This window comes from Stutzerimonas stutzeri RCH2, from assembly GCF_000327065.1.
GTDB classification, from domain to species: domain Bacteria; phylum Pseudomonadota; class Gammaproteobacteria; order Pseudomonadales; family Pseudomonadaceae; genus Stutzerimonas; species Stutzerimonas stutzeri_AE.
Genome location: NC_019936.1, coordinates 4,310,527 through 4,329,828, shown reverse-complemented (window position 1 = coordinate 4,329,828; position 19,302 = coordinate 4,310,527). Strand labels below are relative to the sequence as shown.

Below are 19,302 nucleotides of genomic sequence, written 5' to 3'. Positions count from 1 at the left end.
ATGAGCATCGTTTCCCTACCGCAACACCTCAATGCCATGCGCGCGCGCCATGACGGCCCGAGCGCCGCGCGCCGCCAGCAGCTGGAGATGGTTTCCGAGCAGTTCGAGGCCATGTTCCTGCAGCAGATCCTCAAGCAGATGCGCAAGGCCGGCGACGTGCTCTCGGCCGGCAATCCGATGCGCAGCCGCGAGCTGGACACCATGCGCGACTTCTACGACGAGGTGCTCGCCGAGACCCTGGCCGGAAAGCGCCAGACCGGGATTGCCGACATGCTGGTGCAGCAGCTCTCCGGCGGTCTCGACGGCACCGCGCCGGCGCCTGCCGCGCTCGGTCTGGCCAGTGCCGGGCAGGGCGGCCAGCATGCGCTGCGTGGTACCTGGCAGCGCGGCGTCGATGCGCTGGACAACGCCTGGGCGGCGGGCAAGGCGGGCTTCCGCGCGCTGGTGGATAGCGTCATCAAGCAGGAATCCAGCGGCAACGTCGCCGCCGTTTCGCCCAAGGGTGCCCGCGGCCTGATGCAGCTGATGCCGGGTACTGCCCGCGACATGGCCGCCGAACTCGGCCTGCCATTCGATGAAGCGCGGCTGACCAGCGATGCCGAATACAACAAGCGTCTGGGCAGCGCCTACCTGAACAAGATGCTCGAGCGCTACGACGGCCACCAGGCGCTGGCGCTGGCCGCCTACAACGCCGGCCCCGGCAAGGTCGACGAGTGGCTGAAGAACCATGGCGACCCGCGCCGCGGCGAGATCGATGCGGCCAGCTGGATCCACAAGATCCCGTACCAGGAGACTCGCGACTACACGCGCAACATCCTCAAGGACCTGCAGGCTGCCAACAGCCAGCCACGCGAGCCGCAGGCTGCCGTGCAATCGTCTGGCTGGCCGCAGGCGGCACAGGCCAGCCTGGCCACTGCCGAGCGCCTGTCCCGTGGGCAGTTGCTGGCGGTGGTGGAGGGCAAGCGCATCGCCGAGCAGCAGCCAGCGTCCGCCGCGTTTAATAGCGCGCCCGCCGCAGTCGCCTTGGATAGACAACAGCCGGTTGCCGCGCGCCATCTTTCCGTGGCGTTCGCTCAACCGATCCGCATCGATTCGAAGGAAGCCCTGTCGTGAGTGTCTTGAGTCAGATTGGCTATAGCGGCGTACGCGCCTCGCAGATCGCCCTAACCGCGACCGGGCAGAACATCGCCAACGTCAACACGCCCGGCTTCAGCCGCCTGGCGCCGGAGATGCATTCGGTCGGCGGGCAGACCGCCAGCAGTATCGGTGGCGGCGTGCAGGTCAGCAGCATCCGCCGGCTGTCCAACGATTTCCAGAACCAGCAGCTCTGGCGCGCCAGCACCGACAAGAACTACTACGGCACCAGTCAGCAGTACCTGACCGCGCTGGAAGGCCTGATCCACAGCGAAGGCTCCAGCGTCAGCGTCGGCCTGGACAACTTCTTCGCCGCGCTCAGCGAGGCCAGCTCCACACCGGAGTCCATCGCCCTGCGCCAGCAGATCATCGGCGAGGCCAAGCAGCTGGCGCAGCGCTTCAACGGCCTGAACGGCAACATCGGCACCCAGCTCAACGCCCTGCAGGGCCAGCGCGTGGCGATGGTCGCCGAGATCAACGGGCTGTCCGGCAACATCGCCGAGCTGAATGCGGAAATCCTCAAGATGGAGTCGGCCGGGCGCGATACCGCCACGCTGCGCGACTACCGCGAGAACCTGATCAAGGACCTCAGCCAGTACGCCGGCATCCGCGTGCAGGAAGTCGCCGACGGTACGCTAACCGTGTCCCTGGCCAACGGCCAGCCGCTGGTGGCGGGTACCACGGCCGGCCAGCTGCGCGTGGAGCAGAACCTGGCCGGCGAACAGGAACTGACCCTGGTGTTCGCCAAGACCACTTTCCCGCTGGTGCAGGAAGGCCTCGGCGGTTCGCTGGGCGCGCTCTACGACATGGAATACGGCGCGTTGCGTCCGGCCCAGGCCGACCTGCACGACATGGCCGCTGCCCTGGCGCAGATGGTCAACGACACCCTGGCCGGTGGCTTCGACCTCAATGGCAATCCGGGCCAGCCGCTGTTCGTCTACACCCCCGGCAGCACCAGCGGCATGCTCGCGGTGACCGCGCTGACGCCCGAACAACTGGCGTTCTCTTCTGCCGGCCAGAGCGGCACCGGCGAAGTCGGCAACAACGAGAATCTGTTGGCCCTGCTGGAACTCAAGTCGGCCAAGGTCAACGTGGCCGGCAGCGATGTTCCGCTGAACGATGCCTACGCCGGCCTGGTCGGCCGCGTCGGCAGCGCCAGCCGCCAGAACAAGGCCGACCTCGCCGCCGCCACGGTTGTCGCCGAGCAGGCCCAGGCCCAGCGCGACAGCGTCAGCGCAGTGAACCTGGACGAGGAAGCGGTCAACCTGATGGCTTACGAACAGGCCTATCAGGCCAACATGAAAGTAATCAGCACCTCCAACGACCTGTTCAACGCCGTATTGGCGATGTTCTGAGCGCTCGCCGCCCGATTCGACTGACGAGAAAGACACCATGCGCATTTCCAACGCCCAGATCACCGCGATGATGCACGGCTCGCTGAACAACAGCTCCGAGAAGCTCGGCAAGCTGATGCAGCAGATGGCCAGCGGCGAGCGCATGCTGGTGCCGTCCGACGACCCGATCTCGGCGGTCCGCGTGCTGCGCATCCAGCGCGAGGAAGCCAGCCTGACGCAGTACCGCACCAACATAGCCAACGTTTCTGGCAACCTGTCCAAGCAGGAAGCCAATCTGAAAGCCGCCTCCGACAGCATGCTGAGCATTCGTGACCTGCTGTTGTGGGCGGCCAACGGCAGCAACACCGACGAGGATCTGTCGGCCATCGCCAATGAGCTGGAGGCGCTGGAAAACACCGTGCTGAGCTTCGCCAACGTGCGTGACGAGGAAGGCCGTTACCTGTTCTCCGGCACCCGTTCCAACCAGCCGGCGATCGCCCTGATCGGTGGTATTTACGTGCTGCAGGGCAACGATCAGCATCGCCAGGCGGCGGTGGCCAACGGCGTGCTGGTGGAGGAGAACGTCACTGCAGCGCAGGTCTTTGGCGCCGACGTCGGCATGCTCAACGAGCTGCGTGCGCTGGTGCAGGTGCTCAAGGACCCGGCGCTGGATTCCACCGACCCCGCCGTACGCGCACAGATCACCGCGACCATGGATAACCTGGACGCCACCCATGCCCGCCTGCTCGGGGCGGTGACCGATCTCGGTGGCCGGCAGAACACTCTGACCCTGCTCAGCAGCAGCAACGAGGATGTCTCGCTGGTGAACCAGAAGATCGAAGGTGAGCTGTCGCGCCTGGACTATGCCGGTGCGAGCATCGACCTGAACAATTACCAGCTGTCGCTGCAGGCCACTCAGAAGACCTATCTGAAGATCAACGGCCTGTCGCTGTTCGGCATGCTCTAAGGCGAGGAACGCTTGAATGAAGATCGGCAAGCCGCTACCCGCCGTTTCCGCCATCAACCCCCATGAGCGCCGACAGGCACTGCTTGCCGACGTGCCGACGCCATCGCGCCGTCTGCCGGTGCCGGGCGATACCGCGCATGCGGAAGTCGCCAACAAGAAGAGCACCAGCTTTAGCCTGCAGCTCAATCAGCAGCTGTCTTCCATGCAGTCGGCAGAAAGCTATCTGAACGACCTGCACGGGCGTCTTTCGCAGCTCAAGCTCAGCCTCAGTCGCGAAATCAGCTCGCCGACCTCGAGTAGCGGGCCGGATGCGATTAGGCATGCCATGCAGGAGGTGGAGCAGCTGTTGCGCGAGCGCAGCAAGCGCTCGGCCAATTCTCTGGACGCGACGCTGAAGCTGCGCCTGAGCGAGCCGGTGCGCAGCCGCTTCAGCCTGCAGGGCTTGGAATCGCTCGAAGCCATCCGCCAGTCGGGTCGCGAGACGCTGCTGTTCAGTGGTGGTCGCCAGCTGGCCGAGCCGGTCGCGGTGGTGCTCGACGACGACATGAGCGACGAGCAGATCCTGCGCCGCTTCAACGGCAGCCTCGGGCAGTCCGGTATCCGTGCCGAACTCGATGACAGTGGCCGGCTCAGGTTCTCGGCGCGGGAAAGCGACTGGCAGCAGCTCAAGGACCAGCTGGCGGTGCAGGGCGAGGACAAGCTCTTCGCCAAGGGCCGCTTTCAGCGTCTGCCGAGCCAGGAAGAGCAGCTGCTGAAGTTTCCCGAAGAGCCGGCACTGGACTCGCTGCGCGAACTGCGGCGCATGCTCGATACCGTGGTGGCCGGGCTGGAGAAGGTCGGCGCGCTGCGCGAGCAGCTAGGCCAGCGTCAGCGCGAGATCCGCGAGTTCCTGGCGCAACAGGCCGATGTCGATGAGCAGCAGTGGGCAAAGGACTTCTCCCACTCGGTGTTCAACCTGATGCAGCGCAGCCCCTCCAGCTACGCGGCCGTCACCCAGACGGTGGTGGCGCAGGCCAATATCAGCCGCTTCGCGGTGGTCAGCCTGTTGTCCTGATCCCTTCCCACTCAGTTCGGCGCTAGCAGCTTGATATCCGACGGCCGTCCAACCGTCAGGGTCTGCAGCTTCTCGCCGAGCTGCCCACTATCTGGATCGCGCCGGATCACCACCAGCTCATCGCTCAACTGATTGGCGATCAGCATGAAGCGCCCGTCCGCGGTGATGGCGAATTCCCGCGGTTCGCGGCCTTCGCTGGAACGGCGCTGGATTTCACGCAGCGTGCCGTCGGCCTCGATGGCGAAGACAATGATGTGGTTGTAGTCGCCACGGTCGCTGACATAGAGGAAGCGGCCATCGGCAGAGCTATGGATCGCCCCTGGTGAATGCCGCACGTCGTTACCGGCATCTTTCAGGTCCAGCAGTTGCCGGCGGGTCAAGGTGCCGTTCGTGTAGTCGAAGCTCGCCACTTGGGCGCTCAGCTCGAGGGCGAGATAGGCGTGTTTGCCATTGGGGTGGAAGACCAGATGGCGTGGGCCGCTGCCAGGCGGCAGTTCGATGCTTGCCGGCTCGTCGGCCTGCAGCGGGCGCTCCGCGTTCTGCGGGTCGTAGCGGTAGACGAACACCCGATCGGCACCCAGGTCGCTGACCAGCAGACGCTTGCCGTCCGGGCTCGGTACGGCGGAATGCACATGTGCCGAGCGCTGGCGTTCGGGATGCACGCCGCTCGACTGATGGGCAAGGATCTGTGTGACAGGCAGCGGGTGGCCATCCTCGGCCAGCGGCATCACCGCCAGACTTCCGCCAGGGTTGGGCCGCGAACCGTAGTTGCTGATGAACAGGTAGCGGCCGTCATGGCTCAGGCTGGCATGGGTCGGCTCATCGCCCAGGCTGATGTTCTGCCCGATCAGCTGGTGCTCGCTGCTACTGTCGAGCTGCCAGGCACTGACACGACCGACCGGGTCAGCATGTGCCGGACCGTTCTCATTGGTGGCGTAGAGCCGGCCGCGCTTGTCATCCAGCACCAGCCAGGACGGGTTGTCGCTGGTGAGCGTTTGCACGGGCTTCGGGTCGATCTGCCCGGTCGCGGGATCGAAGCGCAGACGCAGGATGCCCGGGCTGTCGCTATCGTGCGTGTAGCTGCCGATGAGAATGTGCATATCGTCTGTCTCGGCTCGCGCACCGCCCGCCAGCAACGCACCGACCAGCAGGGCGAAAACGAGGCGAAGCAGTGTGGGCCAATTGCCCCTGGTCAATGTAGTCATGCGACTATGACCGCCGGTGTTGCACAACGCTCCCGCAAGAAGCGCGGCCGAACATTACCTGACTGTTACGGTCTGATATCCACCCGGGCGGATGCCGGCCTCCCTTGATTTCAGGAAGATTAATGGACCATTTGCTACCCGTTCAGCTCGTCGAATTGCAGAGCGTCGCCACCGATCTGGCTGAAAATGTCATCGCGCCGCTGGCTGCCGAGGTCGACGCCGAATGCCGCTGGCCTGCCCACTCGATGCAGGCTTTCGCTGATGCTGGTCTGCTTGGGCTGCAGGTTCCGAGCGAACTCGGCGGGCTGGGTCAGGGGCTGCTGGGCCTGTGTGTGCTCACCGAGGCGATCGCCCGCGCCTGCCCGTCGTCGGCGCTGTGCTACGGCATGCATTGCGTGGCCACCGCGGTCATCGCCGCCAAGGCTACCGAGCATCAGCGTGATCATTATTTGCGCGAGATCGCCCAGGGACGCCATATCACCACCCTGGCATTGTCCGAGCACGGCACCGGCGCGCATTTCTACCTGCCGGAAACCCGCCTTGACGCTGATGGTGAAGACTTCGTGGTCGACGGCACCAAGCAGTTCGTCACCAATGGTGGGCACGCCGATTCCTACGTCATCTCCACGGTGGCCGCGGGCGCCGAAGCCGGAGATTTCAGCTGCCTGATCGTCGACAAGGGCAGCGCCGGCATGCAGTGGCTCGACGCCTGGGCCGGCTTCGGCATGCGCGGCAACTCCTCGCGACCGTTGCGGCTGGATCAGGTTCGGGTGCCGGCGCGCAACCTGCTCGGCGAACCGGGCGATCAGGTCTGGTATGTGTTCGAGGTGGTCGCGCCGTTCTTTTTGATGGCCATGGCCGGCACCTATCTCGGCGTTGCCCAGGCGGCGCTTGATGAAGCCAGCCTGCAGCTGCGCTCGCGGCGCTACAGCCATTCCGGCGAGGCCCTGCGGGATGTGGAAAGCCTGCAAATTCGCTACGGCGAACTCTGGACCGATCTGGTCAAGACGCGTGCCCTGGTGCGCGAAGCGGCGCGCCGCGGCGATGCCGCACATCCCGAGGCGCTGCCGTTCATTCTGGCGTGCAAGGCGGAAGCCGCGGAAACCGCGGTGCGCCTGGCGAACGAGGCGATGACCCTGTGTGGCGGTGCCGCGTACCGCGAAAACAGTCGCGCGGCGCGTCTGCTGCGCGACGCCCGCGCCGGCCATGTGATGACTCCCACAACGGGCCTGCTCAAACTCTGGACAGGTCGCAGCCTGCTGGGGCTGCCGCTGTTATGAGCGAGGTGCTGCTCAACCAGATCGCACTGCTGGAGGCAGGCGACGTGCAGCTGCGCGAGCGGATAGCTAGCTGGGCCGCGGCGCATGGGTTGCACCTGCGCACTGTGGATGTGGGCGCATTGCCGTCCGAAGACGAACAACCCGCGTTGGTGCTGTTGGCGGCAGGGCTGGCGCGCCCGGTGGCCCTGGCCCGCCAATTGCGTAGTCGCTGGAAGGCCACGCAACTGCTGTTCCTCAGCGAGGATGCGAGTGTCGACGCGCTGCATCGGGAGTTGGGGCCGGCGCCTTTGCTGGGGCCTTACTGGTCCATCGTCACGCTCGACACCAAACTGCTGCAACAACTCGACGAGGCGCTGGCGAGCGTGCACCGGCGCATGCGCCTGCGCACGACCCTGGCGCGGGCCAACGTCACGGTTGATGGCACCCACGCGAGCCGGCGACCGCTGCCTGCGGCGGAACTCTATCTGCATCACTTCATCGACGCGGCGCGCGACGCCATCGTCGGCCTCGATCACGCGGGCGCGGTGCTGTACTGGAGTGCCGGCGCTGCCGAACTGTTCGGCTTGCCGCGTGCCGAGGTGTTGGGGCGCCCTGCGAGCGGACTGCCGTTCTGGAGCGCCGAACTGGCCCAGGCCTTGGCGCGTGTGCAGGACTGCGATGAGACGCTGACCCTGCAGCACGACGACGTAGGCGGTGGGCGGACGCTGGAGATCGTAGTGGCAGCCGTCTGCGCGGCGAGTGGCGCAGTGGTGGGCGCGGCGCTGACCGTGCGTGATGTATCGGCACTGGTTGCCGAGCGCCGCGCCAGCGAACTGCAAGGGCATCAGCTCAGCGAGGAGCGCACCCACCTGCAGCGCCTGTTCGACCAGGCACCGGGCTTCATCGCCATCACCGAAGGGCCGCAGCATCAGCTGAAAATCGCCAACCGGGCATTCCATCAACTGGTTGGTGCCCGCGAGCTGCTTGGCCGGCCAGCCTTCAAAGTATTTCCGCAGCTGGAGAGCCGGGCCCTATCCGAGCTGCTGCAGCAGGTCTACGTCACCGGGCGGCCCTATATTGGTCGCGACATTGCGGTGCGCGTGCGGCCGCAGGCGGGCGGCAAGGCCGAGCGGCGCTACGTGAACTTCATCTTCCAGCCGGTATTCAGGGAGGACGAGCAGGTCAGCGGGATCTTCTGCCAGGGCCATGACGTCACCGCCCAGGTGCTGGCGCAGCAGGAACTGCAGCGCTCCAGCGAGCGCCTGCAGGAGCTGGTCGAGGAGCGCACCCGCGAACTCGAACTCAGCCGTCAGGCGCTGTATCAGTCGCAGAAGCTTGAGGCCATCGGCAAGCTGACCGGTGGTGTCGCCCACGACTTCAACAACGTGCTGCAAGTGATCGCCGGTAACCTGCAATTGCTGCAGCCGCTGGTAGACGACAACCGCACCGCCGCCAAGCGGGTCGATGCCGCGGGCTCGGCTGTCGAGCGCGGTGCCAAGCTGGCGCGCCAACTGCTCGCCTTCGCCCGCCGGCAGCCGCTGCGCCCGCAGCCGACCAATCTCGGCCGGTTGTTGCGTGATCTCGACGAGCTGCTGCGCCAGGCCCTCGGCGAGCGCATCGAGATCGAAACCGTGGTGGCGGGTGGGCTGTGGACCACCATGGTCGATCCCAATCAGCTTGAGCAGGTCGTGCTGAACCTGGCGATCAATGCCCGTGATGCCATGCCTGACGGCGGCAAGCTGACCCTGGAACTCGGCAATTCCATGCTCGACGAGCATTACGCCGAGACCCAGAGCGATGTCACGCCCGGTCAGTATGTGCTGCTGGCCGTATCCGACACCGGCGTCGGCATGCCTGCCGAGATCATCGAGCAGGCCTTCGAGCCGTTCTTCAGCACCAAGCCCGAGGGTCACGGCACCGGGCTCGGGTTGAGCATGGCCTACGGCTTCGCCAAACAGAGCGGTGGGCATATCCGCCTTTACAGCGAGGAGGGCACCGGCACTACGGTGAAGCTCTACCTGCCGCGTACCGAGCAGCCAGAAGTACAGGCCCAGCCATCCACCGTTGGCCCGGTGGTCGGCGGCAGCGAAACCATCCTGGTGGTGGAGGATGACCTGCCGGTGCAGGCCACGGTGATCGAGCTGCTCACCGGCCTCGGCTATTCGGTGCTGCGCGCCAACGATGCGCAGAGCGCTTTGAGCATCCTGCAGAGCGGCCTTCCGATTGATCTTCTGTTCACCGACGTGGTCATGCCCGGGCCGCTGAGCAGCACCGAACTGGCGCGCCAGGCGCGACTGCTGCTGCCGGATATCGCGGTGCTGTTCACCTCCGGCTACACGCGCAATGCGGTCGTCCATGGCGGCCGGCTCGATCCGGGCGTGGAGCTGCTGAGCAAGCCTTACCGCCAGGAAGACCTGGCGCGCAAGGTGCGCCAGCTGCTGGGCGCGACGCACAGCGAGGAGCGAGCCGCCCCACAGCAATGGGTGATGGTGGTGGAGGATCAGCCGCAGCTGCTTGCCCTGACCTGCGAGATGGTCGAGGAACTGGGCCATCGCGCCTGCGGTTATGCCAACGCGGAGCTGGCCGCGCAGGCGCTGCACGAACAGCGCTTCGATCAGCTGCTGCTCGACGTCAACCTGCCGGGCCGCTCCGGGCCGGAATTCGCCGCCGAGGCCCTGGCCACCCAGCCGTGGCTACGGCTGGTGTTCGTCTCTGGTGAGGGGCGTATTGAAAGCAAACTGCCGGCGCGTTCACTGCCCAAACCCTTCAGCTTCGACCAGCTCGCCGAGATCCTGCAGGCGTAACGTCGCTGCGGCGCCCTACTGGGCGGGCGCCGCAGCGGGTCAGGCCATGAACGCCGATAACCACGGGTGCCGCCAGGGCCAGCCAGCTCAGCCAGTCGCCTGCGCCTTCGGAGACCAGCCCGGCGATCAGTCCGAGCATGGACGCGACGCCGATCAGCACCGGCCATAACCAGATGCGCATCATGTCCGCACCTCCGTCGCGCCGCGCTTGAGCCACAGATACAGGCCGCTGGCGAGCACGACGATGGTGAGAACGTCCAGCAGCGCCCAGAGCATTTTCAGCGGCAGCCCGCCGTAATCACCGAAGTGCAGCGGCTCGGACAGCTGCAGCGCGGTGACGTACCAGGGTCGGGGGCCGGCCTCCAGCACCGCTCCATCGGCCGGGTCGACCAGCAGCGCCTGGGTCAGGCGTGACGTCAGCGGCGTGTCGCCACGCAGGATCACCGCGACATGCTCCGGCGTGGCGCGCAGCGTGCCGGGGTAGGCGATCATCGCCACCGCCATGCCCGGCGCAGCGGCCAGTACGCGATCGACCGCCGTCTGCAGCGAGCCGTCTGCCGCTGGCGCACCGCTGGCTTCGGCGGTGAGCAGTACGCGCGTTTTCCCCGCCTGCAGCGCGGCGACCTGCTCGGCCTGCCAGGCCTGAAAGATCAGGTCCGCCCAGGTATTGATCACCCCGGTAAAGCCAACCGCCAGGGCCCACACCAGGGTGACGATGCCGAGCAGATTGTGCAGATCCAGCCAGCGGGTGCGGGCGGTGCGCTCCTGGCGCACCTCGCCAAAGCGCAGCTTGCGCATGAACGGCGCATAGAGCACTACGCCGGAGACGATCGCCACCATCAGCAGCAGCCCCATGAAGCCGAGAAACAGCTTGCCAGCCAGCCCTGCATAGAGGTCAACGTGCAGGCGGTACATCACGTTCATGAAGCCTTCGTCGATGTTCGGCGCGCCGAGCACCTCGGCAGTACGGGCGTCGGAGAGGATCAGCGTTGATGCGCTCTCGTCGGTATCGACGCGGGTATCGAGCTTGACGTACCAGACATCCGGATCGTCTTCCTCGGCGAAGAAGTACAGCGGCACCAGGCCCGGATAGGCCTTCACCGCCTCGGCCGCAACCCGGTCGACCGCAGCGCGCGGCGTCCCTTCGGGCATCGCCGGCGCTTCGATCTCGTTGCCGGTGAGGTGATCGATCTCGTGCGAGAAGACCAGCGGCAAGCCGGTCAGGCAGAGCATCAGGATAAACAGCGTAGAGACGAGGCTGGACCACTTATGGACCCAGCCCCACCGCCGCAGGGTGACTGCCTGCATCAGAAGTCGACCGTAGCGCTGACCGAGAGCGTGCGCGGGGCGCCGAGGACGAGGTAGTTTTCGTTGGCGTAGCCGCCAGTCGATGCCCAATAGTCACGGCCAGTGGCGTTGTCGAGGCGGGCGCGAAGGGTCACGTCGCGGTCCTGCACTCGCAGTCCGTAGCGTGCGCCAAGATCCAGACGGGTCCAGGAGGGAATTTCTCGGCTGTTGTCGAGGTCGGTGTACTGGCTGCTGGTATAGACGACGCGACTGGTTAGGGTCAGGCCATTGGTGCCGGGCACATCCCATTCGCCGCCGACATTGGCCTGAGTACGAGGCACACCGATCGCGCGGTTGCCCTCGTTGATGCCGTCCTGGGTGCTGGTCAGCTCGGCATCGAGCAGGGTCACACCGCCCAGCAGGCGTACACCATAGGTCGGTTCACCGAACACTGACAGCTCGATACCACGGTTGCGCTGCTCGCCGCCGTCGGTGAACACGCCATTTTCCAGAGTGCTGAATGGACGCTCGGTAGTGAACAGCGCCAAGCTGCCGCCGAGGCTGCCACCGTCGTACTTGATGCCGATCTCGGTCTGCTCCGAAACATAGGGCTCCAATGCCTCGCCGGCATTGATGATGCTGACGCCGCCGCTGGTGGCCGGCGCTATATCGCCCTTGACCAGGCCCTCGATGTAGTTGGCATAGACCGAAACCTCATCGGTCAGCTGATACACCACGCCAGCGACCGGGCTGTTCTTGTAGCGGTTGTAGGAAGACAAACGGTCACCGCTGTTGTAGTCGTAGCTCTTGGCCTCGATGCCCTGGCGGCGAGCGCCCAAGGTGACCAGCAGGCGGTCATCCATGAAGCCCAGGGTATCGGCGATGGCCAGGCTCTGGGTTTGAGTGCGCTCGGTGACGTTGGGGTTGGACATCGAACCGCCAACCCAGACAGCATCCGGCATTGCAGCGGCGAACGGTTGGTAGATATCAGCTGCATAGCTGCCCGACATGGCATAGGCGTTGCGAGCCTCCAGATCGAACATAGCCGCCGACATCACCCATTCATGGGAGACGTCGCCAGTCCGGCCGCGGGCGCGCAGGCCCACTTCGCTGGTGAATACCTCCTCCTCACGCACGTTGTCGAAGCGGTAGAAGGTGCCGGCGCCCGAACTGCCTGCGGTCATGCTGGCAAACCGATTCTTCTCCTCGCCTTCACGTACGCCGGCTGCGAGCCAGCCGGTCACCGCATCGGAGAAATCATATTCGGCGCGGAAGGTACCGAAGGTCTGCTTCTCTTTCGAATAGGTCCAGGGTTGGGCGAAGTTGTCGTCGGCATCCGGCGCGCTGGGAATACCGCCGCTGGGAGTGACGCTCGGCCGCGGGTTGTCGATGAAGTGATACTGGTGACCGATGTCACTGGAGAGGCGGAAATTATCGCCCTGGTAATCGAGGCCGAGGGCGAACATGTCGAGGGTGCGATCCTCGTCCTCGACCGTGGTCTCGCCGGCGCGCTTGGCCGCGTTCAGGCGCACACCGAAGCGCTCCTCTTCGCCGAAACGGCGGCCGATATCGGCGTGTGTCATCGGCTGGCCACCGTTTTCGGCACCGACGGTCAGGCGCGTCAGTGGCTCGTTCGGCGCGCGCTTGGGCAGGATGTTGATCGCACCGCCAATGCCACTACCACCTGGGGCTGCGCCGTTGAGGAAGGTGTTGGCGCCGCGGAACACTTCCACGCGCTCGATGAACTCGGCGGCTACGTACTGGCGCGGCAGCAGGCCGTAGAGACCGTTATAGGAGATGTCGTCGGAATACACCGGAAAACCGCGTACCACATACAGCTCCTGGAAGTTGCCGAAGCCGCGGGCGACGCGCACCGAGGGGTCGTTCTGCAGCACGTCCGACACGCTGCGCGCCTGCTGGTCCTGGATCAGCTGCGAGGTGTAGGAGGTCGAGGTGAACGGGGTTTCCATGTAGTCGCGATTGCCCAGAATCCCGACCCGCCCGCCACGAGCTACCTGCTCACCGGCATAGGGCTGGGTCAGGCCTTCGGCGGAGGCGTCTGCGCTGGCCGTGATTTCCACCGACTCCAGTTCTACCGGCTCGGAGACCTGGCTCGACGCCGGGGCGCTTTGGGTCGGCTGGCGCTCCTGCGCCATGAGCGGCGAGCCAGCAAAACTGGCTGCAAGACAAACGGGCAACAGTGCGGATTTACGCGGGAAGCGAAGAGTGGACATGGTGACCTGACCGGACGTTGAGCTGTGAGGGTGGCGGATGACGGCGAGACGGAGCATTGAGAACCAGTGCCATCTGAGAGCCACTATCGTATCTAAAAGATAACGCTTCGCAACATTATTCCGTCTGGCGGTACCGTGCCGCATTGACGCGCCAACCGCCCAGGCTGTCTGGCGCGCGGCCTGTCGTTCCCAAGCGTCTTTGCAGAAAAGATTTTTCCTGGTCTGTCGATTGAGGGAAACGCCGGACGACTAGTTGGTGAACCCTCGTTCAATCAGATGCCAGGAGACGGACATGAAGACCGAAACCCACCAAGACGAACTCGCAATTCGCCAGCTGCATGAAACGTTCGAACAGGCCACCAAGGCCAAGGATCTCGACCGGATCATGGCGCAGTACGCCGACGACATAGTGGCCTTCGATGCGGTTGGCGCGCTGCAATTCAAGGGCGTTGACGAGTACCGGGCGCATTGGCAGCGCTGCTTCGAGTTCTGCCAGGGCGAAGGTTTCTTCGAGAGCCACGAGCTGCATGTGGATGTCGGTGGCGAGCTGGCCTGCAGCCGCATGCTCACCCACTGTGGTGGACCCAATGCCGAAGGTGAGATGCAGACCGCCTGGATGCGCGGCACGCGGGTCTGGGCGCGGCGCGATGGCGAGTGGAAGGTGATCCACGAGCATTTCTCGATGCCCTTCGATATGCAGACCGGCCAGGTGTGCATGGATCAGGCACCGTCGCAGCAACAGGCCGGGTGAGGCTGGCTGGCAATCTTCGTCACCTGATCGGGCGCACTTCGTCATCGGCTGCTAGCTTTGCTGCGTTGCCGGCAGACGGAGCCCCGCCATGAACTACCTGTGCCTGATCTATTACGACGAACAGCGTGTGGACTCGATGACCGATGAGCAGTGGCATGCGCTGGTCGCGCGCTGCCTGAGTTGTGCCGAGGAGCTGCGTGCCAGCGGCCACATGCTCGCCGGCGAACCGCTGCAGTCGGTGCGTACCGCGCGCACGGTGCGCGTGCGTGACGGCGTCACCTCGGTGGTCGACGGCCCCTTCGCCGAAACCCGCGAGCAGCTGGCGGGCTTTTACCTGATCGAGGCGGCCGACATGCGCGAGGCTGAGGCTATCGCGGCGAAGATCCCGCCGGCCATCCTTGGCTGCGTCGAGATCCGACCGTTGCGCCAGCTGCCGCAGCGCTGAGCATGCCGCTGACCGGGCACTTCACTGCGGCGCGGGTCGAAGCGGTCTATCGCAGCGAATCGCGCCGCGTGCTGGCCACGCTGATCCGTCTGCTGGGCGATTTCGATCGTGCCGAAGAGGCCTTGCACGATGCCTTCGCCGCGGCCTTGCAGCAGTGGCCGCGCGACGGCGTACCGGACAATCCGCGCGCCTGGCTGGTGTCCACCGGTCGCTTCAAGGCCATCGATGCCCTGCGCCGGCGGGCGCGCTTCGATGCCTCGTTGCGGCTGCTGGCCGAACAGCTGGAAGACGCAGCCGAGGCAGCGGAGGTGGACGAGATGGAAGACGATCGCCTGCGGCTGATCTTCACTTGCTGCCATCCCGCCCTGCCGGCTGATGGTCGCGTGGCACTGACCCTGCGTGAGGTCTGCGACCTGACCACCGAGGAAATCGCCCGCGCCTTTCTCGCTCCGCCGGCCACCATTGCCCAGCGTATCGTGCGCGCCAAGGCGAAGATCCGTGACGCCCGGTTGCCCTATCGCGTGCCTGAGCGCGACGAGCTGCCCGCGCGGCTGGAGAGCGTGCTGCGGGTGGTCTATCTGGTGTTCAACGAGGGCTATACGGCATCGGCCGGCGGCGAGCTGACCCGCGCCGATCTTTGTGCCGAGGCGATTCGGCTGGGCCGCTTGCTCCTCGAATTGCTGCCCAACGCCGAAGTGATGGGGCTGCTGGCGCTGATGCTGCTGCACGATGCCCGCCGGGCTGCGCGTACCGATGCGGCCGGGGAGCTGGTGCGCTTAGACGAACAGGACCGCAGCCTGTGGAACCGTCAGCAGATCGCCGAAGGAGCGCAGCTGGTGCAGCTGGCGCTGACCAGTCGCGCGTTCGGCGCCTACGCGCTGCAGGCCGCCATCGTCGCCGTGCATGCCGAAGCGCCGAGTGCCGCGCAGACCGACTGGGCGCAGATCGTGCGGCTTTACGATGTGCTGCTGCAGTTGAGCCCGTCGCCGGTGGTGGAGTTGAACCGTGCGGTGGCCGTGGCCATGCGTGACGGTGCCGAGGCCGGTCTGCTGTTGGTGGATCAACTGCTGGAGCGTGGTGATCTGCAGGACTATCACCTCAGCCATGCGACACGTGCCGATCTGCTGCGCCGCCTGGCACGTACAGACGAAGCGCGTGAGGCCTATCGCAGGGCGCTGCGCCTGGTGCAGCTGGAGCCGGAACGGCGTTTTCTGCAGAGGCAACTGGCTAGCCTGGGCGGGTGATCAAAGCTGTTCAGGTGCTTGCCGAATGTCATGCCGATGGTGAGCCTCAAGCCGGTGTAGAAGCGGTATCTGGTCGCGAAGGGCTCGATAAATCAGTCGATGGTGGCTCCAGCGTGGGCAAAGCGTTCCGCCTGCGCAAAAGGCTTCACGGCCTGCAGCTCTCTCGGTTTGCGCCGGGAGCGAAGTGGATGCTGAAGTTCAAGGCCGCTTGGCCATTGACGGCCTGGCCGCCGAAAGCCTGCAGGTCAACGCCGATGTGGCAGTTGCGCTGAGCGTTCCGATACTGCGGGACTCTCAGCGTTTCGGGCCGATCGCTCAGCTATCCGCACTGCCTGCCGGCAAGTAATCGCTGCGGCTCAGCCCATGGCGCTGCATCTTCTCGTTGAGGGTGCGGCGCGGCAGCTGCAGCTGGGTCATGACCTCGGTGATGTTGCCTTTGCATTGCTGCAGGGCGTTGTGCAGGCATTGCGCCTCGAAGGCTTCCATCTGTTCGGCCAGCGACTGGCCACCGCTGCTTGCCGGGGCTGGGGCGCTGAGGCCGAGGGCGTGGCGTTCGGCGGCGTTGATCAGTTCGCGCACGTTGCCCGGCCAGTCATGGGCGAGCAGTTGCGTCAGTTCTCCGGGTGTCACCGGCGGCGCGGCGCGGCCGTGGCGCTGGGCGGCCTGGCTGGCGAAGTGTTCGAACAGCAGCGGAATGTCCTCGCGGCGCTCGCGCAGTGGCGGAATATGCAGCTCGGCGACGTTCAGCCGGTACAGCAGGTCCTCGCGGAAGCGGCCGCCGCGCACCTCTTCCAGCAGGTCCGGCTTGGCCGCGCTGATCACCCGCAGGTCGACCTCGATGCTGCGGTTCGAACCTAGCCGTTCCAGGGTCTTTTCCTGCAGCACGCGCAGCAGCTTGACCTGTTGCGCCAGCGGCATGCTCTCGATCTCGTCGAGGAACAACGTGCCGCCGGCGGCGTGCTCGATGCGACCGATGCGCTTGCCCTGGGCGCCGGTAAAGGCGCCGCTCTCGTGACCGAACAGCTCGCTTTCGAAGATGGTTTCCGGGATCGCCGCGCAGTTCAGCGCGACGAAGGGTCCGCCCGCGCGTGGGCTGAAGTCGTGCAGGCAGCGCGCGACCTGCTCCTTGCCGCTGCCGGTTTCGCCGCGGATCAGCACGTTGACGTCGGTCCCGGCCAGCTCCAGCACCTGGCGGCGCAGATTATCCATGGCACGGGACACGCCCAGCAGCTGCGACTCGATACGCCCCTTGCGGGCGAACTGCTCGCGCAGCTGACGGTTCTCGCAGACCAGCCGGCGCTTGTCCATGGCGCGGCGCACGCTGTCGAGCAGGCGTTCGGGGGTGAAGGGCTTTTCGATGAAGTCGTAGGCGCCCTGGCGCAGCGCCTGCACCGCCATGGGCACGTCGCCGTGGCCGGTGACCATGATCACCGGCAGGTCGGCGTCCAGCGCCACCAGCTGTTCGAGCAGGCCGAGGCCATCGAGATCGGGCATGCGCACGTCGCTGATCAGCACGCCGGGAAAGTCCCGATCCAGCGCCGTCAGCGCCTCGCGGGCGCGGGAGAAGGTGCGCACCTGAAAGCCGGACAGCTCCAGCCACTGCTGCACGGCCTGGCGGATCGCCGCCTCGTCGTCGATGAAGATTACCTGCCCGCTCATTGCCTGCTCCTCGCGGTCGCGTCGTGGCAGTTTACTCGGCGGCGTGCCCTTCGACAGCCAGCAGCGTAAGGGTGAACACCGCGCCGTGCGCGTCGTTGCTGACTTCCAGTGTGCCGCCCATGTCACGGACGATGCCGTAGGACACCGCCAGACCAAGGCCGAGGCCCTGGCCGACCGGTTTGGTGGTGAAGAACGGCTCGAACACCTGATCCAGATGCTCGCTGGCGATACCGCCACCGTTGTCGCCGACGCTGAGCTGCCAGCTGTCGCCGTTGAGCTGACAAAGAATGCGCAGGCGGCGTTGCGGACGTCCGGCCATGGCATCCAGCGCGTTGTGCAGCAGATTGATCAGCACCTGCTCGAGGCGGATGGCATCGCCACTGACCATGGCTTCGGCTGGGACCTGGCGGAACACCTCGACCTGCTCGCTGCGAATGCGTGGCGACAGCAGCTGCAGGGCCTGCTCCAGTACCTCGGCCAGGCTCAGGCGCTGGCGCAGCCCGGCCGGGCTCTTGCGGGCAAAGGTCTTCAGATGACCGGTGAGTGCCGCCATGCGTTCGAGCAGGCCTTCGACATGCCCGAGGCCTTCGCGCACCTCGCCGTCGCGGCCGCTGTCGAGCAGCAGACGCAGACTGGCGAGCTGCATGCGCAGCGCCGTCAGCGGCTGGTTGATCTCATGGGCGAGGGCGGCAGACATCTGCCCCAGCGCGGCCATGCGCGCGGCATGCACCAGCTCGTCCTGGGCGGTGTGCAGCTCGCGGGTGCGCTCGTGCACCAGATGTTCCAGTTCGCTGCGGCTGCGCATTTCCACGCGCCGCGTCTTGCGCCGCTGCGCCAGGTAGAGCAGCAGGAAGGCGAGGGTCATCCACACCCCGGCCGCGGCCAGGCGGTAGCTGCGCACGCTGGCGACGACCATCTGCGGATCGTGCAGCAGGTGTAGCGTCCAGTCTTCTTCTGGCAGTGCCAGGCGTTGCCAGAGGTACTCGCGGCGGCCGTCCGGGCCATCCACCAGACGCCGCTCGCTGCTTTCGGAAAGTTGTTGCACGCGGCTGCTCTGCAACGGCTGCAGGGTTTGCTCGGCATAGCGGCGCACATCGATCAGGCGGCTGCGCACCTCGTCGCTCAGCGGCCGCAGGTAGCGGAAGCGCCAGGCCGGGCGGTTGGTGAGAATGACGATATCCAGCGAATCGGCGATCAGCAGAATGCCTGGCTGGCCGACCCAGTCGCGCTGCATGTCTTCCAGCTCCAACTTGACCACCAGCACGCCAAGCACTTCGCCGGTGGCGCTCTTCACCGAACTGGAGAGGAAATAGCCGGGAATTCCGGTGGTGACGCCGACCGCGAAATAACGCCCGCTGTCATGGGCTACGGCATCGCGAAAGTACGGGCGGAAGGCGTAGTTGTTGCCGACGAAGCTGCTCCAGTCGCGCCAGTTGCTGGCGGCGATGGTCTCGCCGTTGCGGTCGAGCAGGTACAGCACCGAGGACCCGGCGGCGTGGTTCTGCTGTTCCAGGCGCTGGTTCAGTTCGCGGCGCAAGGCACGGTTGCCCGGGTCGGCAAGGAGCCCCTGGATGTCGCTGTCCAGCGCCAGCAATGCTGGCACCGAGCGGAAGCGCTCGACCTGGGTATGGATTGCCTGGGCATAGAGTTCAAGCTGGCCCTGGGACTCCTGACTGCGCTCGGCCCAGGCGCGTTGTTCGGCCAGGCGCCCGGCCCAGTGCATGCTCAGCAGCAGGCCGACGAGTATCAGCGCAACGATCAGGGTTACACGCAGGCGGTTGGGCAGGGCAGGCATGATGGCGCTCGCGACGGGACGCGCCGATGGTAAGCGATAGCCAGCGCACATGGTGCATTGCCGGGGCGCGGCGTAGCACCAAAGTCGTGATCTGGCGCTGTGGAGGCAATATGCCATCACACATATACTG

General features: G+C 65.7%; 16 protein-coding genes. 10 read left to right on the top strand and 6 right to left on the bottom strand.

Translation table 11 applies throughout. The features are described from left to right. From PSEST_RS20200 to PSEST_RS20185, 4 genes are read left to right on the top strand one after another with little or no spacing between them, the layout of a single operon-like run. Entirely contained in the window at nt 1-1,113 is a 1,113-nt protein-coding gene (locus PSEST_RS20200) for a transglycosylase SLT domain-containing protein (protein ID WP_015278777.1), read from the top strand. Then, nucleotides 1,110-2,489 carry a flagellar hook-associated protein FlgK gene (gene flgK, locus PSEST_RS20195; RefSeq protein ID WP_015278776.1) on the top strand — a complete coding sequence of 460 codons (1,380 nt, stop codon included), beginning with the start codon at nt 1,110-1,112 and terminating at the stop codon, nt 2,487-2,489. Before PSEST_RS20200 ends, flgK begins: the two co-directional genes overlap by 4 nt. A 37-nt stretch (nt 2,490-2,526) precedes the next feature. After that, a complete protein-coding gene (flgL, locus tag PSEST_RS20190; RefSeq protein ID WP_015278775.1) occupies nt 2,527-3,435 on the top strand; it encodes a flagellar hook-associated protein FlgL in 909 nt (302 codons plus the stop codon). Between the two features lie 16 nt (nt 3,436-3,451). Next, nucleotides 3,452-4,489, top strand: coding sequence for a hypothetical protein (locus PSEST_RS20185; protein WP_015278774.1), 1,038 nt, complete (start codon nt 3,452-3,454; stop codon nt 4,487-4,489). Between the two features lie 11 nt (nt 4,490-4,500). Here PSEST_RS20185 and PSEST_RS20180 read toward each other — a convergent pair whose 3' ends face one another. Beyond that, nucleotides 4,501-5,694: a lactonase family protein gene (locus PSEST_RS20180; protein WP_015278773.1), complete on the bottom strand. Its 1,194-nt coding sequence runs from the start codon at nt 5,692-5,694 to the stop codon at nt 4,501-4,503. Between the two features lie 122 nt (nt 5,695-5,816). Between PSEST_RS20180 and PSEST_RS20175 the strand changes: the two genes are divergently transcribed. Next, nucleotides 5,817-6,974 (top strand): acyl-CoA dehydrogenase family protein, encoded by a 1,158-nt coding sequence (locus tag PSEST_RS20175; RefSeq protein ID WP_015278772.1) that lies wholly within the window; start codon nt 5,817-5,819, stop codon nt 6,972-6,974. After that, entirely contained in the window at nt 6,971-9,757 is a 2,787-nt protein-coding gene (locus PSEST_RS20170) for a response regulator (protein WP_015278771.1), read from the top strand. The genes PSEST_RS20175 and PSEST_RS20170 overlap by 4 nt, the downstream gene beginning before the upstream one ends. Here PSEST_RS20170 and PSEST_RS20165 read toward each other — a convergent pair. The 3 genes from PSEST_RS20165 to PSEST_RS20155 are packed head-to-tail and all read right to left on the bottom strand — an operon-like array spanning nt 9,720 to nt 13,278. Continuing rightward, nucleotides 9,720-9,941 carry a hypothetical protein gene (locus PSEST_RS20165; protein ID WP_015278770.1) on the bottom strand — a complete coding sequence of 74 codons (222 nt, stop codon included), beginning with the start codon at nt 9,939-9,941 and terminating at the stop codon, nt 9,720-9,722. The genes PSEST_RS20170 and PSEST_RS20165 overlap by 38 nt on opposite strands. Further along, the gene (locus tag PSEST_RS20160) at nt 9,938-11,065 is read right to left on the bottom strand and encodes a PepSY-associated TM helix domain-containing protein (RefSeq protein WP_015278769.1); all 1,128 of its coding nucleotides are present in this window, start codon (nt 11,063-11,065) and stop codon (nt 9,938-9,940) included. The genes PSEST_RS20165 and PSEST_RS20160 overlap by 4 nt, the downstream gene beginning before the upstream one ends. Further along, complete coding sequence (locus PSEST_RS20155) at nt 11,065-13,278, bottom strand: TonB-dependent receptor (protein ID WP_015278768.1); 2,214 nt, start codon at nt 13,276-13,278, stop codon at nt 11,065-11,067. Before PSEST_RS20155 ends, PSEST_RS20160 begins: the two co-directional genes overlap by 1 nt. A gap of 292 nt (nt 13,279-13,570) precedes the next feature. On the opposite strand from PSEST_RS20155, the gene PSEST_RS20150 reads away from it, so the two are divergent. The 4 genes from PSEST_RS20150 to PSEST_RS22210 all read left to right on the top strand — a co-directional run bounded on the left by PSEST_RS20150 (nt 13,571) and on the right by PSEST_RS22210 (nt 15,990). After that, nucleotides 13,571-14,029: a YybH family protein gene (locus tag PSEST_RS20150; RefSeq protein ID WP_015278767.1), complete on the top strand. Its 459-nt coding sequence runs from the start codon at nt 13,571-13,573 to the stop codon at nt 14,027-14,029. 88 nt (nt 14,030-14,117) lie between these two features. Further along, nucleotides 14,118-14,474: a YciI family protein gene (locus PSEST_RS20145; protein ID WP_015278766.1), complete on the top strand. Its 357-nt coding sequence runs from the start codon at nt 14,118-14,120 to the stop codon at nt 14,472-14,474. 2 nt (nt 14,475-14,476) lie between these two features. Continuing rightward, on the top strand, nt 14,477-15,718 hold the full coding sequence (locus PSEST_RS20140; RefSeq protein ID WP_015278765.1) for an RNA polymerase sigma factor: 1,242 nt from the start codon (nt 14,477-14,479) through the stop codon (nt 15,716-15,718). Next, nucleotides 15,715-15,990, top strand: a complete 276-nt coding sequence (locus PSEST_RS22210; protein ID WP_157372421.1) for a hypothetical protein — start codon at nt 15,715-15,717, stop codon at nt 15,988-15,990. The genes PSEST_RS20140 and PSEST_RS22210 overlap by 4 nt, the downstream gene beginning before the upstream one ends. 43 nt (nt 15,991-16,033) lie before the next feature. Here the strand turns inward: PSEST_RS22210 and PSEST_RS20135 are convergent, their stop codons facing one another. Both PSEST_RS20135 and PSEST_RS20130 read right to left on the bottom strand, forming a co-directional pair. Next, a complete protein-coding gene (locus PSEST_RS20135) occupies nt 16,034-17,377 on the bottom strand; it encodes a sigma-54-dependent transcriptional regulator (protein WP_015278764.1) in 1,344 nt (447 codons plus the stop codon). A gap of 31 nt (nt 17,378-17,408) precedes the next feature. After that, complete coding sequence (locus PSEST_RS20130) at nt 17,409-19,172, bottom strand: sensor histidine kinase (protein WP_015278763.1); 1,764 nt, start codon at nt 19,170-19,172, stop codon at nt 17,409-17,411. Nucleotides 19,173-19,302: the final 130 nt, after the last annotated feature.

Coding starts and splice junctions, on each gene's coding strand:
- PSEST_RS20200 (WP_015278777.1), top strand. CDS start 1: ATGAGCATCGTTTCCCTACCGCAACACCTCAATGCCATGCGCGCGCGC.
- flgL (WP_015278775.1), top strand. CDS start 2,527: ATGCGCATTTCCAACGCCCAGATCACCGCGATGATGCACGGCTCGCTG.
- PSEST_RS20185 (WP_015278774.1), top strand. CDS start 3,452: ATGAAGATCGGCAAGCCGCTACCCGCCGTTTCCGCCATCAACCCCCAT.
- PSEST_RS20180 (WP_015278773.1), bottom strand. CDS start 5,694: ATGACTACATTGACCAGGGGCAATTGGCCCACACTGCTTCGCCTCGTT.
- PSEST_RS20175 (WP_015278772.1), top strand. CDS start 5,817: ATGGACCATTTGCTACCCGTTCAGCTCGTCGAATTGCAGAGCGTCGCC.
- PSEST_RS20170 (WP_015278771.1), top strand. CDS start 6,971: ATGAGCGAGGTGCTGCTCAACCAGATCGCACTGCTGGAGGCAGGCGAC.
- PSEST_RS20165 (WP_015278770.1), bottom strand. CDS start 9,941: ATGATGCGCATCTGGTTATGGCCGGTGCTGATCGGCGTCGCGTCCATG.
- PSEST_RS20160 (WP_015278769.1), bottom strand. CDS start 11,065: ATGCAGGCAGTCACCCTGCGGCGGTGGGGCTGGGTCCATAAGTGGTCC.
- PSEST_RS20155 (WP_015278768.1), bottom strand. CDS start 13,278: ATGTCCACTCTTCGCTTCCCGCGTAAATCCGCACTGTTGCCCGTTTGT.
- PSEST_RS20150 (WP_015278767.1), top strand. CDS start 13,571: ATGAAGACCGAAACCCACCAAGACGAACTCGCAATTCGCCAGCTGCAT.
- PSEST_RS20145 (WP_015278766.1), top strand. CDS start 14,118: ATGAACTACCTGTGCCTGATCTATTACGACGAACAGCGTGTGGACTCG.
- PSEST_RS20140 (WP_015278765.1), top strand. CDS start 14,477: ATGCCGCTGACCGGGCACTTCACTGCGGCGCGGGTCGAAGCGGTCTAT.
- PSEST_RS20135 (WP_015278764.1), bottom strand. CDS start 17,377: ATGAGCGGGCAGGTAATCTTCATCGACGACGAGGCGGCGATCCGCCAG.
- PSEST_RS20130 (WP_015278763.1), bottom strand. CDS start 19,172: ATGCCTGCCCTGCCCAACCGCCTGCGTGTAACCCTGATCGTTGCGCTG.